General features: G+C 42.1%; 19 protein-coding genes. 4 read left to right on the top strand and 15 right to left on the bottom strand.

Going from position 1 to position 21,325, the window contains the following annotated elements; all coding sequences use genetic code 11:
- Positions 1-146 precede the first annotated feature (146 nt).
- Entirely contained in the window at positions 147-662 is a 516-nt protein-coding gene (locus CAL7507_RS14780; protein WP_015129280.1) for an RICIN domain-containing protein, read from the top strand.
- A 150-nt stretch (positions 663-812) separates the two neighbouring features.
- Here CAL7507_RS14780 and hflX read toward each other — a convergent pair whose 3' ends face one another.
- The 5 genes from hflX to CAL7507_RS14755 all read right to left on the bottom strand — a co-directional run bounded on the left by hflX (position 813) and on the right by CAL7507_RS14755 (position 7,148).
- Complete coding sequence (gene hflX, locus CAL7507_RS14775) at positions 813-2,564, bottom strand: GTPase HflX (protein ID WP_015129279.1); 1,752 nt, start codon at positions 2,562-2,564, stop codon at positions 813-815.
- Positions 2,565-2,753: 189 nt separating this feature from the next.
- Positions 2,754-3,323 (bottom strand): Uma2 family endonuclease, encoded by a 570-nt coding sequence (locus CAL7507_RS14770; RefSeq protein ID WP_015129278.1) that lies wholly within the window; start codon positions 3,321-3,323, stop codon positions 2,754-2,756.
- A gap of 110 nt (positions 3,324-3,433) precedes the next feature.
- Complete coding sequence (gene cofG, locus CAL7507_RS14765; RefSeq protein ID WP_015129277.1) at positions 3,434-4,474, bottom strand: 7,8-didemethyl-8-hydroxy-5-deazariboflavin synthase subunit CofG; 1,041 nt, start codon at positions 4,472-4,474, stop codon at positions 3,434-3,436.
- A 99-nt stretch (positions 4,475-4,573) separates the two neighbouring features.
- Positions 4,574-6,286: a WG repeat-containing protein gene (locus CAL7507_RS32740; RefSeq protein ID WP_015129276.1), complete on the bottom strand. Its 1,713-nt coding sequence runs from the start codon at positions 6,284-6,286 to the stop codon at positions 4,574-4,576.
- A gap of 208 nt (positions 6,287-6,494) precedes the next feature.
- Complete coding sequence (locus tag CAL7507_RS14755) at positions 6,495-7,148, bottom strand: helix-turn-helix transcriptional regulator (protein ID WP_015129275.1); 654 nt, start codon at positions 7,146-7,148, stop codon at positions 6,495-6,497.
- A gap of 333 nt (positions 7,149-7,481) precedes the next feature.
- Here CAL7507_RS14755 and CAL7507_RS14750 point away from each other — a divergent pair, with 333 nt between their 5' ends.
- Positions 7,482-8,513, top strand: coding sequence for a hypothetical protein (locus CAL7507_RS14750; protein ID WP_015129274.1), 1,032 nt, complete (start codon positions 7,482-7,484; stop codon positions 8,511-8,513).
- 110 nt (positions 8,514-8,623) lie between these two features.
- Here CAL7507_RS14750 and CAL7507_RS14745 read toward each other — a convergent pair whose 3' ends face one another.
- Entirely contained in the window at positions 8,624-9,343 is a 720-nt protein-coding gene (locus tag CAL7507_RS14745; RefSeq protein WP_015129273.1) for a class I SAM-dependent methyltransferase, read from the bottom strand.
- Between the two features lie 224 nt (positions 9,344-9,567).
- On the opposite strand from CAL7507_RS14745, the gene CAL7507_RS14740 reads away from it, so the two are divergent.
- On the top strand, positions 9,568-9,822 hold the full coding sequence (locus tag CAL7507_RS14740) for a TIGR03643 family protein (protein ID WP_015129272.1): 255 nt from the start codon (positions 9,568-9,570) through the stop codon (positions 9,820-9,822).
- A 265-nt stretch (positions 9,823-10,087) separates the two neighbouring features.
- Here CAL7507_RS14740 and CAL7507_RS14735 read toward each other — a convergent pair whose 3' ends face one another.
- From CAL7507_RS14735 to CAL7507_RS33425, 9 genes are all read right to left on the bottom strand, one after another.
- Entirely contained in the window at positions 10,088-10,759 is a 672-nt protein-coding gene (locus CAL7507_RS14735; RefSeq protein WP_015129271.1) for a DUF1361 domain-containing protein, read from the bottom strand.
- A 506-nt stretch (positions 10,760-11,265) separates the two neighbouring features.
- Positions 11,266-12,273: a hypothetical protein gene (locus CAL7507_RS14730; protein WP_015129270.1), complete on the bottom strand. Its 1,008-nt coding sequence runs from the start codon at positions 12,271-12,273 to the stop codon at positions 11,266-11,268.
- 121 nt (positions 12,274-12,394) lie between these two features.
- On the bottom strand, positions 12,395-14,218 hold the full coding sequence (locus CAL7507_RS14725; RefSeq protein ID WP_015129269.1) for an iron uptake porin: 1,824 nt from the start codon (positions 14,216-14,218) through the stop codon (positions 12,395-12,397).
- Between the two features lie 586 nt (positions 14,219-14,804).
- The gene (locus CAL7507_RS14720; protein WP_201447886.1) at positions 14,805-15,281 is read right to left on the bottom strand and encodes a hypothetical protein; all 477 of its coding nucleotides are present in this window, start codon (positions 15,279-15,281) and stop codon (positions 14,805-14,807) included.
- Between the two features lie 170 nt (positions 15,282-15,451).
- Positions 15,452-16,174, bottom strand: coding sequence for an energy-coupling factor ABC transporter ATP-binding protein (locus tag CAL7507_RS14715; protein ID WP_015129267.1), 723 nt, complete (start codon positions 16,172-16,174; stop codon positions 15,452-15,454).
- Between the two features lie 51 nt (positions 16,175-16,225).
- Positions 16,226-16,876: an energy-coupling factor transporter transmembrane protein EcfT gene (locus CAL7507_RS14710; RefSeq protein ID WP_015129266.1), complete on the bottom strand. Its 651-nt coding sequence runs from the start codon at positions 16,874-16,876 to the stop codon at positions 16,226-16,228.
- Positions 16,869-17,792 carry an energy-coupling factor ABC transporter permease gene (locus CAL7507_RS14705; RefSeq protein ID WP_015129265.1) on the bottom strand — a complete coding sequence of 308 codons (924 nt, stop codon included), beginning with the start codon at positions 17,790-17,792 and terminating at the stop codon, positions 16,869-16,871. The genes CAL7507_RS14710 and CAL7507_RS14705 overlap by 8 nt, the downstream gene beginning before the upstream one ends.
- A 401-nt stretch (positions 17,793-18,193) precedes the next feature.
- On the bottom strand, positions 18,194-19,360 hold the full coding sequence (locus CAL7507_RS14700) for a hypothetical protein (RefSeq protein ID WP_015129264.1): 1,167 nt from the start codon (positions 19,358-19,360) through the stop codon (positions 18,194-18,196).
- A gap of 210 nt (positions 19,361-19,570) precedes the next feature.
- Positions 19,571-19,762, bottom strand: coding sequence for a CbtB domain-containing protein (locus CAL7507_RS33425; RefSeq protein WP_015129263.1), 192 nt, complete (start codon positions 19,760-19,762; stop codon positions 19,571-19,573).
- Between the two features lie 434 nt (positions 19,763-20,196).
- Here CAL7507_RS33425 and CAL7507_RS14695 point away from each other — a divergent pair, with 434 nt between their 5' ends.
- On the top strand, positions 20,197-21,189 hold the full coding sequence (locus tag CAL7507_RS14695; protein ID WP_015129262.1) for a multicopper oxidase domain-containing protein: 993 nt from the start codon (positions 20,197-20,199) through the stop codon (positions 21,187-21,189).
- Positions 21,190-21,325: the final 136 nt, after the last annotated feature.

Genomic DNA, 21,325 nt, shown 5'->3' with positions numbered 1-21,325 from the left:
GCTGCGGGTCATTTATTGGGTTTTAACCCTCTGGAGCAACTTTATATCGGCAAAGATGTCGATTCGTGGCGATCGCTTTCCCTAAAGTAACAATTTAGTATATTATTTAAACTAATTTTTGCTTTGTTTGGTAAATCATTCCGCTCATGAAAAAATCTTTTAGCATTTTCTTGGCTGTGATCACTCCCATGTTAGTAATTCTGCCAACATTCCCAGAAGCAATTGCTCAATCATCGTCTTATCGTTTAAAAACACAGTTTACAGGCGATAAGAAATGTCTGGATATTATTAATGATGGCGAAAACAACAAACCTACTATGGCAGACTGTGGCAATTATTCGGGGCAGCTTTGGCAGGTAGAACGTACTAAAACTCCAGGATATTACCGCCTCAGAACACAATTTACAGGTAAGTCCAAATGCTTGGATATCATCAATGATGGTGAAAATAATAAACCAACAATGGCAGATTGTGGTAACTACTCTGGTCAGTTTTGGAAGATAGAGCGTACAAAACAACCTGGTTATTCACGGTTTAAAACACAGTTTACAGGCGAAAATAAATGCTTAGATATCATCAATGATGGTAAAAATAATAAACCAACAATGGCAGATTGTGGTAACTACTCCGGTCAGTTTTGGAAAACACCAAAAGGTCTTTAAATCTGCTGATTACTTATCTAAGTATTGGGACTGGGGAACTCGGGGCCCCCTCTGGGGATAAGGGGCAATGGGGAATAGGGACTGGGGACTGGGAAGGAGATATAGTTATAAATTCTTTAATCCCTAATCCCCAGTCCGGCTAGCTAATTTTTAATATTTACCAGAATTGACTGCATATTGAATCAACTGAGCAAGGCGTTGACGTAAAGTTTCTAATCCCAAGCGCTGACTGGCTGAGATAAACACTGCTAAGGGAAATTCTTCTCTCGCTAAAGCCAGAGTCTCACTACTGACTTGGTCAATTTTGTTAAAAGCAACCAGCGCCGGGCCGGGGGTGATTGGCATTTGTGCCAAAATTTCCCTAACTGAGCGAATATGACTCAACCAAGCAGGATGAGATAAATCCACTAAATGTAATAGGCCATCGGCTTCGGTAACTTCTTCTAAGGTGGCGCGGAAGGCATCCATTAAGGATGGAGGTAGTTCATGTATGAACCCTACCGTATCCGTAATAAGAATTTCTTGGGGTTCACTAGTGGACGAATTGGGAATCACCAGGCGGCGTGTAGTGGGATCAAGAGTCGCAAACAGCTGGTCTGCTGTGTAAACTTCTGCATTCGTGAGGGCATTCAGCAAGGTAGACTTACCAGCGTTGGTATAACCAACCAAAGCAACTGAGGGCACTTCTTGATGTTGTCGCCGCTGTCTTAAGCGAGAACGATGTGCTTGCAACTGGTTCACTTCCTTTTGCAGTCGGGAAATGCGTTGTTGAATGGCTCGGCGTTCGGTTTCTAGTTTGGTTTCACCAGGGCCACGAGTACCAATACCACCACCTAATCGGGACATTGTCCGTCCTCTACCAGTAAGTCGCGGCTGCATATATTCCAACTGCGCTAGTTCTACTTGTAATTTACCAGCACGGGATTGAGCTCGTTGGGCGAAAATATCCAAAATTACTTCGGTGCGGTCAACGACCCGGACACCAATTTGTGCCTCTAGGTTGCGGACTTGAGAGGGTGAGAGGTCGCGGTCAAAGACCACGAGATTAGCGCCAATGGTTTGGGCTGTGAGGGCTACTTCTTGCACTTTACCTTCACCAACTACCGTTTGGGGATGAATGCGCGATCGCTTTTGTTGTAGCGTCTGTAATACATCTCCGCCTGCAGTATCCACTAACCGCGCCAATTCTGCTAGGGTGTCTTGGAATCGTTGGGGTGTGATCTGATCAGTGATCACTCCTACAAGTAGCACGCGATCATGATCAGCATCTACTTCCTGAGCGACAAATTCTCGCTGGAATTCTGCTTCGAGATTTTCTACCAATTCGAGAAAATCTTGCAGTGCTAAATCGTCAATACTCAGAGGCGATGATACAGTCCAACTTGGTGATTGGACATTGTTCGACTCCACCTTGAGCAAGGATGGACTTGTAATTAAGGCGCGAGAATCTTGGGGTGTGAGATGAGCTAAATAAGCTTCTTTGATGTACCCAGCCGCGCCACCTCCCCGCCGTGTGAATCCTGTGCCTGTAATATTTAGCACCACTAGGACATCTAATCGTTGCATAGCCATTGCTGTCAGTGCCGCTTCATTGGGCGGTTCTGGCTTCAGATTGGTAGCAATGCAACGAATACCGCTGAGTCGTTCAGCACCGTAACGGGGCAATTCCAGCGGGGGAATTTGGGTTTGACGCGGTGTGCCTACCCCCACACGAATTACTTGTCCGCGACGGTTGAGGTAGGCACACACAGGCTGATTCAGTTCTGTGCTAATAGCTGCCAGACGCTGGGAGAAATCGGACGTGGTGATGGTGTCGCCCGGTATGCGCTGGTGATACAGCCGCTGTAGTTGCTTCAGCTGGCTGGACTTCAGACCCTGAAGATTTCCAAAGATAGTTTCTATAGGCGTTTATGACCAGTAAATGGCCCCCCAAATCATTGCTATGTCTATTTTACAACAGGGTTGGGGGAGTCAACTCTATCTTTTGGTGGTTGCGATCGCTCTTTAGTTAGACATGCAATGGCGATCGCTCTTGTGAATTGTTACTGCTAAGTTATAGACGTGATGCAGCAAATTGAGTCGGCTTCCGAATTATTCAAAAACAACGCCGTGATAAATTTCTGCGATCACTAATTCTATTCCAACTGATTCTAGGGTAATAGATTGCTCTAAACTGTTAAATTCACTGAGCAACCAACCTTGCGCTTGCTTGCTATAGCGTTCCACAAAAGGTTCATCCTGTTCGACTAATAAATATTCGCTAAAACTCTTAATTGATCGATACATTCTAAATTTACTTTGTCGGTCGTAATCTGCGGTGGAAGAAGATAGTACTTCCACAATCAGCGCAGGATTCAAGACTTCATCGAATCGGTTCCCATTCAGTTGCGGTTCGCCATCAAAAACCATTACGTCTGGATAGACTCCGCGTCGATGTTCTGGAATCCACAGCCGTAAATCGTTGTTAATTGGCTCGAATTGAGTATCGCGCAGCACAGAGGTAAGATAGGTCAAAATGTTACGGCCGATGCGGCTGTGTTTGAGGGTTCCTCCTGACATGGGTACAATTTCTCCATCTCGATATTCGCTGCGTCCTTCTGCTTTTTCTTCGATCGCACGATATTCGTCTAATGTGTAGCGGCGCTTGATGGTAGAAACCATAGGTTGTAGCCGATGACATTGCTTGTGGGACAACAAGTTTATTGTGTCACAAATTTAGTTGTGAGGTGATGTCATTGCCGAATTTTAAAGTTGTCGTGGTGATCGCACTGTCAATTACTAATTGCTGGATTGAGATCCCCGACCTCAACATCCCAAATATCCGACACCAGATTAACTTCACCATTTCGCCATCGCTTTACCCCCACCTTTAACTCCCCCGATAACCAATCATCAAACTGGGGATAAACTGGCAAACGCGGCACCAATTCCCACCCCGCAGGTTGTAAAATTTCTCTCAATGCCTGCTCTTGGAGATGGGGATAATCGGGATTCACTTCATCTTTTGGCCCAATTCCACCTAAATCTCTCGCCCCAGCTTCAATACAAGCGAGTAACCATCGCTCATCTTTAACTAAATTCGGCGGAATTTGAATGGTGATATCTGGTGGTAAAATTTCACGTGCTTTAGCGATTACTTCTGGTAGTTGATGGGGGTCAAAAGGTGGTAAATCATTTAAGGGCGGGGTGACCCCGCCCCTATTTCCTGGGCTGTGGGGTTGAAGAATTACTTCTTGGATGTGATGGTAATGTTGATGAATATTAGATATAGCTGTCAATGTTTCCCAGCAATCATCAACAGTTTCGCCAATTCCTAATAATAATCCCGTCGTAAAGGGAATTTGTAACTCTCCTGCCCATTCTAATTGTTGCAGCCTCACTGCTGGTAATTTACTCGGTGCGTGTCGATGCACGGTATTTATCAAAGCTGGGGTTAATTGTTCCAACATCAGTCCCATTGAAACATTTACTTTTTTCAGCTTTTGCATTTCTGCAAAACTCAATATTCCGGCATTTGTATGCGGTAGGAATCCCATTGTTAGGGCTAATGCACATAAATCATAAATTCGCTGAAACCAATCTTCGCGCCTTGATGAACGGGGATCAACTTCACCACTGAGAACCAATATTTCACAAACATTGTTACTTTGAAGCTGTTGCAAAATGCTTGTTGCTGCTGCTAAGGTCATCCAAGGACTTTTACCCGGTTCAGTGCGAAAGTTGCAGTATGTGCAGCGATTAAAGCATTCGTAAGTGGGAACAATTGTATAAGCTGGGCTATAAGTAATCAGGCGAGTATTATGAATTGACATAAAACAGGTAATTTATTAGACGGTAGCAAGTATTGAAAGTCATAGATCACCGAATTCTCGAAGAATTCGGTGATATTGATACTCACAAATAATTTAATTTCAAGGTAGAGGAGAGCGGATATATCCCCATTTTCCCCCTTCAAAATAATAGTCAATAATAGCATTTGCAGAACTATCATATCCGACATTTTGTAGCCATTTACCAGCTACATTCACTCTAGCCATGCCATCTTGAAAATTCATGGCGTTAGGAAGTTCTGGCTTGATATTCCATTTACCATTTTTATCTATGTAGCCGAATTTGTTGCCGACTCTGACTAGTGCTAGCCCCGACGAAAATGATTCCAATTCTGAGATATGAGAACCTGGGATAACAGTTAATTTATTTGCATAAATTATTACTTTTCCGGTTTTATCTATATATCCCCAATCTCGGTCTGAAGATATTCGTGCTAGTCCTTCAGAAAAATTTTGAACATAATAGAATTGTGGTTTAATTACTATTTTACCTGTAGAGTCAATATAACCCCACTTTAGTATATTGTATTCTTTAACTGCAACTGCTGCTAAACCTTCAGAAAATGGCTTTGCTTGCTCAAATTGGGCGGGAATTACTATCTTACCAGTTTTGTCTATATAACCATATTTGCCATTAACATTAATTGCTGCCATTCCAGCAACAAAATCAGAAATTTCATAGGTTTGTGGTTCGATAATAAATTTACCAGTTTTGTCAATAAATCCTGTTTTCTCTGAGTCAATTCTTACTGCTGCTAGTCCGTCTGAGAAGTTATTGACTACAAATGATTTCGCTCCTGGATAAGCAACTGTGAATAAAAGGTTGCCAGTTTTATCAATAAAGCCAATTTTATCTTCTAGTATCATTTTGGCTACATCTTCCATGAAATTAGCTGGCTCTTGTAAATATTGAACAGGTATAACTAATTTGCCAGTTTTATCGATATAACCCCATTTATCTCCTATCTTGACAGCAGCCAATCCTGATGAAAAATTGCGGATTTCATCGAATTTTGCTGCTATGACTAATTCTCCATTTTTGTTAATAAATCCATATTTTTTGTTGACTTCTGCTCCGGCTAGCCCTTCAGAAAAGTTAGTAAATCCTCCTATTTCTGGCGGAATTGTAAATGGTTCTTTACCGCCAGCAATATATTCTATGGGTACGGTTCTACTTAGATTGAGAGATTGACAGATAATTGCTGCTACTTCGCCTCTGGTAGCACTTTTATTAGGTTGCAATTGTCTGACTTTGGGGTAGTTGACAACTATACGTCCACTTGTGGCTGCTGCAACAGGATTTCGTGCATAATTAGGAATCTGATCTACATCATCAAAATGCTGTTTGAGTGCAGTTTCTGCGTTTTCTGGAATACTAAAGAGATGGTTGCCTAAGATAGCGATCGCCTGTACTCTAGGAATAGGTTCGGATGGTCTAAAAGTCCGGTCTGGATACCCGGTAAAAAATCCCTGTTGATAGGCAGCTTGAATGGCTTTATATGCCCAATGAGTAGTCGGGACATCTTTAAAATTAACTCCTGATTGTTTCTGTTGACCATAAGGAAAAGCGTTTAATAATAAAACTGCAAATTCAGCCCGACTGATAGTTGACTGGGGGCGAAATGTTTGATCAGCATATCCTCTGACTAAGTTACGCTCGGCTAGTTGACTAATACACTGTTTAGCAAATTGATTTTGAATATCAGAAAATGCCGAGGCTTTGGATATTAATAAATTACCGACTACAGTAATCATAATTGAGGTATTGGTAAGGAATTTTAAAGCGTTATTCATATAGCATTTTGTAGTTATTTGATTAACATCAATAAATGAAGAGGGCAAACGGTTGTTTGCCCCTACGTTTCACTGGGAATCACATGGTAATTTCCATTCTATAAATCTCCTTAATTCTCCTGAATTCTGATATATCTCACTCGACCGAAAACTGCTATCACCAAAATTCGCTATTCTAAATCATACCTTGTGGTTCAACCAATAACTCTTAATTTTGCATTTCTCCAAAGGAGTTTGACCAAAATAAATCTTGTTGCTTGGCATGAATATTCTTCAGATGCTTTTTTACGGTGTTGATAGTGATATAAAGTTGATTGGCAATTTCTTGATAAGAAAAATTAGCTCGACGCAGTTGCCAAACTTCCGTTTCACGTTCTGTTAAATGGTACTTTTTCGCATCGGCGATCGCCATACTTTGATTATACTGATTGCAATCTTCTACAGTCACTAACAAGAAGCTTTCATTCCCTGCACCTAATTGCAGCCATCTAGCACGAATACGTAATTTCATGCCTTGACTTGTTTCAAGTTCCGACTCGATAATGAATTTGTCTTCTGAAAATAGCTCACTACTTTCTATCAAAGATAGACAAACACGCCAAATTTCCCCTGGAACTGCATTACTAGCAGCTGATGTTGGCATTAATTGACGACAAATACAGCGAGCATATTCATTAGTAAGAATTAATTTACCTTCAGTTGTCAGTATTAAAATGCCATCAATAAAACTTTCAATCATAACTTGTAACAAATCAAGTTGTGATGTGGACTGTAAACGCTCACTTTTTGTAGAATCTTTGACAAATTTCTTTCTTGGTGTGGATGCAAAGTTAAAATCTCTTTCTCCATCTGGAAGTAACATTGTAAATTTCCTCCAAAACTCAGCATTTAAGTATGTAGCTGCATTTTGATGGTCGAGATTCTGTACATACAATGAGCGAGATGTAAGCCTGGTAACTCAGTCACAGTTTGCGGAATCCACCTGAAGCAAGGTGAAGTTTAGATGAAGTTGATTAGGTTAAGTGAGAGTAGAGGAGCTGGGGGAGATGAGGAGATGGGGGAGAAATGACAAATGATCAATGACTTTTGCGTAATAGAGGCACAGATGACTGATAACTAATGATTAGTGTTAATGCGGCTAAGTAATTGCTAAATATCTGCATAAGCTTGGAATACCTGCCAGGAGTCCTACTATATGAATCTAGAAAGCATTGACCAGTGGTTTCCGGTTGAGCAACAACGGAAGTACGTTTCTCAGTTGCAAGGGCGGGTGGGTTTAACACGCCGTCGAGCTGAATATTTTGTCAAATTGTGGGCGTATTTGCTGCTGAAACAACGGCAAATACTGGGGAAGCAGTTACAACAACCTTTAAATGAACTAGATTTACCAGCCGGATTTGTTCCCTGTACCCATCGAGAAGCACAAGAAATTTTTTATGGTGAACAAGACCGAGGAAGCGATCGCTCGGCGGGTATGATGATTGATAAGCTCGTCGCTTTGGGACTAATTGAAAAAGACTTTGATGGCAATACTACTTGTATTCGGATTCGGTCTTTATTGCCCAATCTTCATGACTCAGTCCCATCCGAAAAATCTCTCAAGCTTGTACCAGATAACTTTAATCCTCGACTTGATGCTATCCCCGTTGCTAGTTTTCTGGCTCGTAACTACAACTGGATGAATAAAAAAACCACAGCCTTACCCCAAAGAATCGCCAGAATACTACGAGGTTGGGCAGAACAATATCCTACGGGGATGCGGGTGCTACGTCGCCCTGATACTCAAGATGCTGTCGGTTTTTATATTTTGTATCCCGTAGCTAGGGAATCGGAAGCGAATTTTTTTCTCCCACCGCGCCACAGTCTGCACCTGAGCGCAACTTGGGACAATGACCCATTTCAAATTGCTATACCAGGAGATCGCCATTGTACTTCTATTTTTATCCGCAGCTGGCAAATTGATTTGGCTTATAAGCAGCAAACTAGCGTTAGTGAATTCTTACAAGATGCACAAAAGACATTAGTGCGGATGCAAGCTGATTTTCCTAACCTTTGCGATATGTATACCCTGGCAATACATCCAGGTGATGAACAATTAGTATCAGCCCTAGGATTTCAAAAAACTAACCAAGACCCACTATGTCCTTTACATTGGATGTACATACCATTAGATAAATATTTGAGCTTGAATATTGAACTAGCAGTTTCAGTCTTAAAATTTGATTAAAGTAGGGACTGGGTTTCGACTTCGCTCAACGGAACGGGACTGGGGACTGGGGATTGGGGAAAATCAAACCGTGATAACTGATAACTGATAACTGATAACTGTTAACTGATTTAAAATCTCACCTTGTACAACTCAAATAATTCTCCTGATTGCCGTGCAACAATTTTAGCACCAGCAGCTTTAATCACTTTTTCCCACTCAGCTAAAGATTCTAGCAACACCTCAGCACCCAAATAAGTTTCCAAAACTGCCCAATCTTCTGCTAAAGGCTTTTCTGGATTGAGAATATCAAACACAAACTGTCCACCTGGTTTCAACACCCGTTTGACTTCCATCAAAACAGCACTCCAATATTCCAGTGGAAAATAGGAGCTAAATCCTGTGGCGATTACCAAGTCAAACTGGTCGGGAGCATAATGTAAGTCGTGAGATGGGCCTAATTCAACACCTTTGAACAGCTTTGAATTCAACTGCGAACCACGGGAATTGAGAGTATCTCGTGCCACATTACTGATTTCTTGTCCATAAAAAAATGCTTGCCAATCTCGCCAAGGATAAATCAAAAAACTAACACCACAGCCAATGTCCAAACAGTGCTGGTTCTTTTGAGGTTGAGCAATTTCCCAGAAAGGAGAAACTATTTTTCCTGCTAATATACCAGCAGACCATTCTCGAAATATGGGCATTGCCTGGACTTCTGCAGGTAGTTCAAAAGTTTGATTTTGATACTCTTGGTTAAAGCGATATGCTACTTGTGCTGTCCTCTCGTGCCATTTGTCAGAGTAATGGGTATTGGATATGTAAGGAGATTGGGTCGGCTTTTTAGACATTAGTTTGGGAATACTGATACATTGGTCATTTGTGGTTTGTCATTAGTATTGGTAGGGTGGGCAATGCCCACCGCATCCGGGTTTTGGTGGGCAATGCCCACCCTACGTGTAATTCAAAAATCAAATCGGATTGCTATAGTGTATGCAAAGTATTCTCTTAACGTAACGCGGAAATCCCTACCCTCAACAACTCTCAATTAATTTTTTTCTGGGAAGCACAAAGAATGAAATTACCAAATCTCGATTCTGGAACAATTGACCGCATCATTGAAATGGCATGGGAAGATAGAACGCCTTTTGATGCCATTGAGGCTCAGTTTGGACTGCTTGAGAAACAGGTAATCGCCTTAATGAGACGTGAAATGAAGGCATCTAGTTTCCGGATGTGGCGAGAGCGAGTTACCAAACGTCAGACGAAGCATCTTCAGCAGCGAGAGTTTATTTCGGGTAGATTTAAGTCTCAAAATCAAAAAACTTAAAAATCCCCGTCATGAAGGGACGAGGATTTTATCTGTGGTCAAACAATTTTGGATTTTAGATTTTGGATTTTGGATTTTGGATTGACCCCATAGATAAATCTGGGGGCTGGGGAATTTTAGATTTTGCGAAAAGTTGAGCCAGTGCGTTGGACGGGTTCCCCCCGTTGAGCAAACTTTTTAAGACAGATTTTGGATTGATTCCACAGATAAATCTGCTTGCTCTGTACCATCAAGGAATTATTGGTCAAATGTCCAAAACCTTTATTTATCCAGCTTTTGGCGTTTTGTGATTTGCCGCTTGTGATTGGATAGTAATTTCGTTATGCGATCGCTTAAAAAACCCCAAACTTACTCGCTTCATAATCGAGTGTAAACCTATAAGTACCACAAAAGTGACGGCAATAATCACTAAGGGCTGTTTACCCAGAATTTCTTCTACACCTCTGGTCAATACAGCATCTGGTTGAGTCACGAAATCCCAACTATTAAAACGCAAAAACCGTCCCCAATAAATGCCAATTGCAGATAAAGCATGGGTGATTAACTCAACCCGCAAAATCCATTGGCTCTTGCCAATTCGATGTAAGTAGTAACCTAAATTAATTAAAGATATTACATAAGCTTGAAATCCTGCCAGAATCACTAGCAGATAAATAGGAATGAGGACTAAAGTGATAATCCAAACTGATTGAATTGTGCGAATATCATCTATCAGATGAATTACATCAGTTAACAAATACGGTGCATTCGGTAAAAAAGCGTAGAAAACTAGGAATGTTAACCACCAAAGCAAAGAGCGACCGCGTCCGTTACGAAACAGTAGCACACTTAAAACTAAAGGTATAAAAGCGAGAAATAAATTCCAAGTCATCCAATCTATATTAATTCGTAAGACCTGGATAACTGTGGCGATTAATTCAATCAATTCCTCTTTCATCGGTGCTTACTCGCAAGATTATGTGATTAATGTGGATTTGGTCTATGGAGTTAATCTCATTTAAGAGGTAATAGGAGAAAGACAACACCTCAGCAGAGCTTCAGTGCAGATGCTCGTACCTCTCTAACGCGGGTGACAGGGAGTAACAGAAAGGGTGATTTAGACTCCACCTAAATAGACTATTTCACACAAGTATAACTAGAAAATCATCAGAGGCAAATCTGTCACCAAAAGTAAGTTTCATCGGCGACAAAAGAGCCTAAAAATTTTCAGTATAATTTCGTATTTTGAATGTTACTGTTTTCTTAGATATAGCAGTCCGCTTTGATTTTTGAACTACACGTAGGCAATGTCTACCAGATAAGGGTTTTGGTGGGCAATGCCCACCCTACAGATATTTAGCTTTGTTCAAAAATCAAATATGAGTCCTATATGATTTTGAAATCATTCTCATCTAGTTAAATTCCCGAAAAAATGGATAATTCTTTGAAGAATAATAGCGTGAACTACTGACGTAGTAATACTCGACTACGGGGGCCAATCACTTGTTTAGATACAGCAGATTTATTGGGACAATTGACAGCATCGCGTGAACAAACAGCTGTAGCTAGGAGTGAAGGGTCTGCAACCACAGGATTAACTGCAAAGGTATTACCACTGGTTGAATTTATATTAGGTGTAGCAGCGGGCAAAGAAGAATTAGAGTTATCAGTAGATGCTGAAGATCCGAAGGAAGAAATTACACTATCAGCATCGTCTATGGGCGAGGGGTTGAAAGTGCTGCCATTATCAACTATTGGTGTAGGAGTGGGTGTGCTACCGTTCCCGCCAGGAGTTACCAAAGTGGCGTTGCTGGGTACTTTGATAGTTAATCTGACTAAGGGGACGTTAGTCATAGTCAAGGATGTAACGCTGGGTTTTCCGGGGATATCTGATTTAAAATCAAAGACTGTGGGACTAGCACCACCATTGCGATCGCTGTATCTTGGTCCTTGTCCACTCAATTCAAAAGTCCCCTGATACTGCTGTCCGGTTGCTGGATCGGTGACAATTCCAGTATAAAAGGCTCTTGCTAGCCCAAATTCGTCTTGGACTATACCTTGAAATTTAGTACCTGGGATTTTTCCCTGGTAAGTGTAGCCTATCAACTGCCCTCCAGAAAGTATCGGTGAGGCGATCGCACCATTAGACGAAATAACTGGAATGCCTTTAAAATCAACAAAATATCTTAAACTACCATCAGTCCGCGTTTGTACCTTGACAAAGTCCGACTTGTAAACAGGAACGAAATTAGGATTATTCTTAGAACCTAAGTTCCGGGAGTACGTTCCTGTATTGTCTGTGTCAACGCGAGTAACTATGTTATTGAAATTGGGATTAAAGCTGGGAAGTTGGATAGTACCAGATAATGTACCAGTGCTTTGAATTGTAATTTGAGCGGAAGCGCTGGCTCCGGTTAAGCCAATCATCACGGCTGTGAGACTGGCGCTGCTAACAAGTGCATTCAATTTCATAAAATCTGTATTTATCTGTGGTTTGATTTAAAAACTTGGACTTATACAAAATGTCTAAAATGTCACCAGCATTTAGCCTCTAGTGACGACACCCGCTGATTATATTTACACCAGTAAAAAACTAAAACCGAAAAGTTGCTCTCATAGCACCAACCACCAAAGGCTGATTATTAGCATTGTGATCGGGATTAAAAATCACAAATACCCCTGGAGTTAGGGCGAGATTATCAGTTATCTGGGTGCGATAAAAAAGTTCTACGTGAACTGATGTGTCACGCCGTCCTCCTGGTGTCCCCCCATCGGAAAAGTTGGGAAAATTGGATTCGTCAGGTAACGTACTAGAAGTAATTTTGGGCGGTTGTCCTACCATAACACCCCCCAAATTGCCAGGACGCAGCAAATTAGGAAACGCTGCAAACACCATCCAGTTAAGGGTTTCTACACTACCAGACAAGTCTACTGGTTTGGAGTGAGTCCACCCACCCCAACCGCCTAATTGCACGTTGGGGTTAATCCGCCATGCTGCAGTCGCACCGATCGCTTGGGTATTAAAAGCAGAAGTGGGTGCAAAGGGTGAAATTAACTGCGAGTCGCCTATCCCATTACCTAATAAGTCATCGGGGGAGTGAGAGTAAAGATAATGCACCCCCACATCAATGTTATTGGTGGGTGCTAAAGTTAACTGAGCGCCAGTGGTTAATCTGCCACCAAATAGTCCTCCAGATTGGCTGTCGCCGGCAAAACTAGGAATTTCAGTACTATAAACGCCTTGTAAGCTGATGCGATCGCTAATTTGCCAGTCAAAACCTATACCGCCAGTGCTGTTACCGATAGTCAAAATCGGGTTACGCTGACCAAATAGAGATATTGCACCGTCGCCAGAACCTTCTAGAGGGTTGATTCCCCGAAAGGTGTTGACTGGGTTGACACCTGCTGTACCAACAACAATTCCTAAGTTATTCCCAACTGGAAATCGATAAGACAACTCGTTAATGACTACATTGTTTTCTGTATCAGACTCGTAACCCAAGCGCCCCATATTGGTAAATACCAACGGTGCTGTAGAACCCAAATTTCCCGCAGACAGTCCTGTTAGCAGTAAATCTCTACCTGTAAACGAAGTTGCTAACGTTAGTTGGACGCTATTCGTAAAAGTTAGATTTGTTTCCCCCTTGCGCTCAGGTACTCCATCTCTAGGAAATAAGTCTACGTCAGGACTATTCGTTCCCTGGATGTTAAAAACAGCTTGTCCATATAATCTAGTCGTGGCAGAAAACTGATGCGCCTCTAATTCGCTAGTCTGGGTTTCTAAAGTCTCCACCCGTTGCGGTAGTTGCTGCAACTCTGAGCGAAATTCTGCTTGCAACCGTTGCAGCTGGATTAAATCCTCATTACCAATAGCGTTAGTTTTATTGTTAGCGATTAATTCATTAATCCGCTCTAGACAAGTGTTTAAACCCGCAGCAAATTCATAACGACTGATAGCACGAGTGCCACGATAAACGCCGTCAGGATATCCCGCAATGCAGCCATAGCGTTCTACCAAAGACTGCAAAGCCGCAAAAGCCCAGTTAGAAGGTTGCACATCCTCAAGTTGCGATACTGATGTGACTTGAGATAGCTGATTGTCTTGCTGTGCTATTTCTGTTGCAGGCTGAATATCTCCAGCATCAGACACAATAGAGGAGCTTGTTAACTGAATCTTTTCTCTACTTTTATTCAGTATATTTTGGTATTTATTTTTTAACTCTAATGAGGCGGTTTCAATACCTTCATTTGGCTGGATGAATTCAGGTGGTGTGATGTCAGCAGATGGCAATGCTTGAGATAATTGTCCTTGATTGGACTGCTGTATCGCAGTTTCTGACTGAATTACAGGCTGCTCTGGTAATTGGGCTAAAGGTGTTTGCCCTGCTGTTAATACACCTGCTATCAGTAGACTCATATCACTTACTGTATTCTATATAACTAATTCCTATATTCCTTTTATACACAGAATATTGGTGTTCGTCAGGGTGATTTGGATAAATCGAGTGATAAAAGTTACTAATTAAAACAGGTGTTGAGGTTCGTAGTCAGCACTTTAGTGCTTAGAAGAACAACAGGACTTATGCAACTAGTAGTCTGTCAGGGTTGAAATGAGGGACTGTAGTGTGAGCGTCTCGCTCACGCGGGCTTTTCGGCCCGCACTACCAAAAACCCCTCAAAACAAAATTGACAAACCACTAGCACATATGGTTTGAGAAATGTAAATTCGCGGGGATAGGCGATCGCTCAAATGCTTATTCTATCGTTGACCCCGGTGAATGGCTATCTGGGTAAGGGTTTGAGGTCTTTTCTCTGGGTCTTTTTTCTCAAGAAACTAGGACTGTTGATAGGTCATCTTGACCCCCCGCGAATTTAGGTATATGTAATTAAGTCAAGGTAAGGCTTTCAGGAGCCAAGCCTTTAAACTTCTAAAGCCTCAACCCAACCTACGAATCAAGGCTTTTTTAAATTTGGCGAAGGTATTGTACACGGTAGAAAATTGATTAAGGCTCGCTACAGTATTTATTAATCTGTCTCACTAAAGCATCCGACTCCTTACCAGTGTTTTTGGCTGCGGCGGTTAAAGCTGTGTCGATTTCTGTTCTGGCATTTTGTAATTTTTCTCTCCCAGATGGAGAGGCTTCGGCTGTTTTAGCTGCAGATAGCGCTTTAGCGGCTTTAGCGATCGCTTGACTAAGATTCTTAAATACCTTGACAAAGCGACCTTGGAATTCTTTTAGCTTCGGGTCTTTGAGATTTAGTTCCTCTATCGATGTAGTCACAACTTCCAAATCTTTAGACAGTTGCAAGCTTGTGATCACCTGCTGTCCTTTATTTTTATCAATCAAAGAATTTCCCGCGTTCACTACCTGAATTAGTCGCTGACACTGGGAGGCTTTGTTTTCGTTACAACCACTAAGAAACAAAGCCACGCTCAGACTAACAGGAGCAATAACAATATATTTACGCAAAACAAACATTAACACCCCACTGACACTAAAGCCCAAACAATAGTATCCAATAATTTAAGCGTTTTGGTGGGAATTTAAGTAATTGCATACCTCAATCACATTTCCATCAAGGTCGCAAAGATAAATCGATGTCATTGCGCCTAAACTTCTGACTCTTGACTCTTGACTCTTGTACCTGATTACCAATCAACGGGCAAACCCAACTTGTCTAAAGTCTCCCCATCTTCTAGAAGTGGTTGAATAGCTGCGTCTATACAAATGCGACCACCAGCCAGCACCAAAGCACGTTGCGTCACTTTACCCAACCAATGCAAGTCATGGGAGGCAATTAACATCACCTGCACAGGTAACTTGAGCAACACCTGGGCTAAGTGACGTCGCCATGCTGGATCAAGACCAGTAGTTGGCTCATCCAAAATGAGAATTGTGGGATTTAGCGCCAAAATCGCGGCTAGGGCGGCAAGGCGTCTTTGTCCACCAGAAAGTTCGTGGGCGGAACGGTTGGCATAGGCTTCCAGACCAAAATCAGCTAACAACTGCCGTGCTTGATCAATTGCTACCGCTGGTGCTACGCCATAATTACGTGGGCCGAAGGTGATATCTTCCAAGATGGTTGGCATAAATAACTGATCGTTGGCATCTTGGAAACCAAAGCCAATGTGACGACGCACTTGCGGCAGATTTTTAGGTTCTACGGGGATGCCATTAAGCGAAATTTTCCCGGTTTTTGGTTGTTTTAAACCGATGAGATTCTCTAGTAAGGTGCTTTTTCCCGAACCAGTAGCTCCCATCAACGCCACGCGATCGCCTGGATTTAAACTAAAAGAAATATCTTGTAAAACTGGCTCCTGGTTAGCATAGGCATACACCAAGTTTTGCACCTCGACGATGGAAATGGGCATGGGCAATGGGGAATGGGGTAGACGGGGAAGAATGATCCTTGACTCTTGACTCTAAATATATGAGCTGATGGTGATAGAAAGAGCGATCGCCCAAGCGGCTAACAGGACACCACGCTCTTTGGCTGTGAATGACGAATCTAGGGGTAACTGTCCGTTGTAACCACGGGATATCATGGCGGCGTAGACTCGCTCTGCTCTGTCTAAACTGCGGAGATACAAGGCGCCAATCATGGCTGCACTGGTGTACCGCAACCAACCTGCAGCGCCATTTAATCCTCGTAATTGGGCACTGCGCTGCATTCTTGTCACTTCATCCAGCAAAATTTCTAGGTACTGTCCAGCTAAGAGCAAATTTTCTTTTAACGGTGCTGGTAAGGGTAAGCTTTTGAGGGCGATGCCGAAACTGTGGGGAGGCAAAGTCAACAAAAAACTGTTCATGGTGAGCAGACAAACAAGAGAACGAACTAACAGAAAACTAGCGCGTTCCCATCCCAAGGGTAAGGCTAGTAATGAGAGAAAAATCAATTCTGTCCCCAGCAATTTTCCCAGATGGGGAATATGTACACGTAAAAGCCAAGCCCATAAAATAGCGATCGCTCCATACGCGCCTAAACAAGACCAAGCATAATGCTTTAATAAAGCTGCCCCAATCACAATCACTAGGGACAATTGCAAGCGTAAGGGTAAAGAAATCTCAAGCATTCTTCGGTTTCACCACCTTGGCAATCCCAAAGGCCACTGCAAAACAAACAGCAGATCCTATCAGCCCGGCGATACTAGTACCAATTGTGCCTAAACCTTGAATACTGTAGTCAGCTAAGGGGGTTGGCACAATTACCCGCACATTTTCGGCTAATTTGATAAAGCCTGTATTTTCTGCTACTTTTTCTAAGCCATCAGGCCAGGCTGAGGCAAATAGGGACAATACTCCCGCAATCAAGAAAATACTCACCACAGGTACTAACCAGCCCCGAAACTTTTGCTGTTCTCCTGGTAGCAAATCTGGTCGAGCCTTGGCAAGATAAGTCAATACACTCCCCGTAATCAATCCCTCACCAATACCAATCAAAATATGAGTACCCGTCATTGCTGGTAAGACTATCCCAATGGGTGCGGTTCCAGAAAGGGCTAATTCAATAGCACAGGCGATCGCAGCTACCACTACACTAATACCAGCCGCAATCCCCGCCGCTAGGGGTAAGCGCCCCTGCGATCCGCCAAACAGCCGCTGTAAGGTTTGAGTTAACACCCAGCCAACCCAAACGCCAATCAGTCCCATGTTCAAAATATTTGTTCCTAAAGCTGTGATCCCGCCATCCGCAAACAGCACAGCTTGAATAATTAACACTGTAGCGATGCACAGTGTACCCGCCCAAGGGCTATCTAAGATGATCGCCGCTAAGGTTCCCCCTAACAAGTGACCACTAGTGCCCCCAGCTACAGGAAAATTGATCATCTGGGCAGCAAAAATAAAAGCGGTCGTTAAACCGAGTATGGGAGCGCGTCGGATACCAAAGGCTACTTGCGATCGCCCTAAGGCAACACCGAGCGCAGCAACACTAATTACACCAGTAGCTGCTGCCACTGGTACAGAAATAAATCCATCAGGAATATGCATTATTTGCCTTGCGTTTAATGTGTTGATTCACACAAATTCAACAATGTATTTATGGTGTCACATTAATAAAAAGCAGAAATCATCTACTTTTTGCAATGCCCTATTGGGGGATTTTACAGCGTTACTCACGGCATATTGACAATAAGTTACTCGTTAAATATTATACTTATTTATGGACATATTAAATTTTGTTAACTTTGTTTTTCCTGTTACCCATTATTCTCTATCGCCGACTTCTGTAAATGGTATTTATTCTGATCCATCTACATTGGTTTAAGTTTGTGACTTTTACTTATTATTCTTAAATACTTGGACTTGATAATTTTACTGAGAAGCCAGAACCCCAACCTTTTTGATAAGTCGGGATTCTGTCGCTTTTGAAATTAACAATGTTCCTATAACTAATTTGCTCTGGCTTGTGGTTTGCGCCAGTGCTGTATTAGTAACCCGATCGCCATACCGATACCAACGAAGGCAGTAAAATAAAATAAACCAATTAATCGGATATAAATTGGTGGTGTGATCGCTTTGACTTCAATTAACTGTGCCACCTTGACAGAGGGAAATTGACGGTTAGATCCTGGGTTAGGAGTGGCTTCCACCTCGATTTTATGGGGCGCACCATCAAAAAATTGTTCTTGCCATGTTAGCTTGCCGTCTAGGTTGGGAATTCCTTTGTAGGCGAAGACTGTTAAATTATCTTCTAGAGCGATCGCCTTAATCTGTAACGTCACATCCTTTATAAGTTGACCTGTCGCTGTGTCCTTGACCTGTAACGCCAGATTTGCCAGTTTTCCGACAGTCGCATTTTTATCTCCTTCCAGGCTAACCTCTAATCCTTGAGATTTTTGGACTGATGGTGCAATAGCCTCCGCTTGACTTGAGTGTCCGCTGCCATGAGCTTCTGCAACTTCTGCACTTATATTAATAAATAAGAGAGTTACTATAGCCACCACCGTCAACGCGCTCAACAACAAACGCACAGATTGCGGCGCAATTTCTCCCTCTCGCAATGCTTCTTGTCCACCAATTACCCAACCACCCAGCAACCCCATTGACAGTAAGATAGCTGCGATGACAGCAAAATATTTATATTTAACGGGATTTTCTCTGACATGCAGATTTAAGTTTTCCTCATAGGGTGCAAAAGCATTTGCTATCTGAGGGGACACATTTACCCGCAATTGGTAATTACCCCGAATAGGTAATATCTGCTGAATTTCTAGCTTACCATCAGGCGCAACAGCATTCATTTGCAGCAGTTTTGTACCTTCAACAATGGGAAAATCTGTTGTTAGCAAATGATTAGTTGGCGGTGTCAGAATTTGTAAGCTAATTAAAGCATTTTGTAGAGGTTTACCCGCAGCATCAACAGCTTGTAGTGTTAGAGTAACCGGCGATTGCGGTTTATCTGCTTGTGCTTCAAAAGGCAGAATATGTTCTAATGGGGGATTAGTAGAGAGTAGGACTCTAGGTGCAGTATTTTGAGAAACCCCCACGAAGGAATACAGAATTGATAAAACGATGCAGACAGCACTGATCAACCCGAACAGTCGATATTTTTTCATAAAAGCTGATAATTTTGGCGATGGACACCTAGAAAAACCATTTGCTGTATTTGGTGATGTAGAGATGTTTTATTTACCATCTCTACAAAACCTCAAATTATTTCCATGCAAAAACATTGGCGCGGATTTCGCGCCATTTTAGCCTCATAGCTTTATTTGGTGTTGTCAGCATTGCCTAGTACACCTAAAACATCTCGGAATTATGATAATTTAGTGACAAGCAACCCCTAATGTATGATGACGTGTTGAGTGTGTTGTGTTATGAGCCGCAGGATAAGTGGAGAACAAGACAGTCCAGATAACTAAAGAAGATAGCATCATGTAAAGTGTTACTTGTACAGGCTTGGATAGGGTAACGCCTGCGGTCTTTTGCAAAATTGAATTAGAAGAAAAAGCAGTCATTTTTGACCTCCCATAATTAATTTGGGTATTTTATCAATCAACGGATATTTTGCTGCTTGATTGCAAAAAGATATACGATAAACTTTGTGTTGACAACGGTGTATAAAATATATTTAGCTACTTGGGCTTTGATACATATTATAAAGGCATTGCTAGCCTTAAGTTTAGGTTTGAGTTTGCTTGAGTGATCTGACGTTAGCGATCGCCATGCCAAAACTATAAGTAATCATGCTACTAACCACCAAAAAATTGCTCACGTCCCCTTGCTAAGTTGGCTTTCGCCAGATTTACAGCTACTTAGAGAAATGGGAACCTGACTAAAGTAAACCCTAAAACTATTGATAATAATTGACAATAATTATTAATGCAGATAAAATATTATCTAATTGCTAAAAATTTGCAATTTTCTTTTGCTGGAAACCTGTGATCATGTCATGCCCAATAACTTCGCTCTGGGTAAAGAAGAACTTTGGAGCCGCCGTCAACTACTGCAACTGGGATTATGTGGAGCCGGAGTTACGGGTGCAGGGGCACTTTGGTACACCCTAAATACCAAAAAGCCAGTTGTCAAAGTGCCACCAATGGAGATGGAAGCACCAGACAACAAGACTAATCCCATGAAGATACTTAGGGATTTTGATTATGGGACAATCAAGCAAGAAAATGGGCGGACAATTCGAGAATTTCAGTTAATCGCGGGCACTTCCACGATTCAACTCAACAGTGCTGTATCTTACAATATTTGGGATTTAAATGGTCGCATACCCGGGCCAACACTACGAGCAAAACAAGGCGATCGCATCCGAGTACTGTTTCTCAACCAAGCGGGACACTCCCACTCTCTACATTTTCATGGTGTCCATCCCGCAGAAATGGATGGCGTTCGCCCAATCAGTAATGGCAAAGCCACAATTTATGAATTTGATGCTGAACCCTATGGCGTTCATTTATACCACTGCCACATAGAACCAGTCACCCGTCACATTGCAAAAGGATTATACGGGATGTTCATCATCGATCCCCCCACTCCCCGTCCCCCCGCCGATGAAATAGTCCTGGTAATGGGTGGATATGACGTAAACGATGATAGCCACAATGAATATTACGCTTTTAATGGTTTGCCGCACCACTACATGCATCATCCCATCCCGATTTACCAAAATCAGTTGATTCGCTTATATGTCCTCAACATCATCGAATACGATCCAGCAGTCACCTTTCACCTCCACGCCAACTTCTTTGATGTCTATCGCTATGGCATGACTATGACTCCTAGCGAGAAAACTGATGTCATCACAATGGGTATAGCAGAAAGGCATATCTTAGAATTTGCTTTTCGCTATCCAGGTAAATATATGTTCCACCCCCATCAGGACGCAATGGCAGAAAACGGCTGCATGGGTCAATTTGACGTAATTAAGGTATGAGTAATCAAGGTAATAAGCAATAAATCCCAATTCCTTCTGCATAAATTGAAAAAAATTATTAAATTCTCGTAAAAATGTTAAAAACTAGTTGATAAAAAATGTCATTATATGAAACAGTAAAATATATGACACGGCG

The organism is Calothrix sp. PCC 7507, from assembly GCF_000316575.1.
In the GTDB taxonomy this organism is placed as follows: Bacteria; Cyanobacteriota; Cyanobacteriia; order Cyanobacteriales; family Nostocaceae; genus Fortiea.
This window is presented reverse-complemented; position numbering and strand designations above follow the sequence as displayed.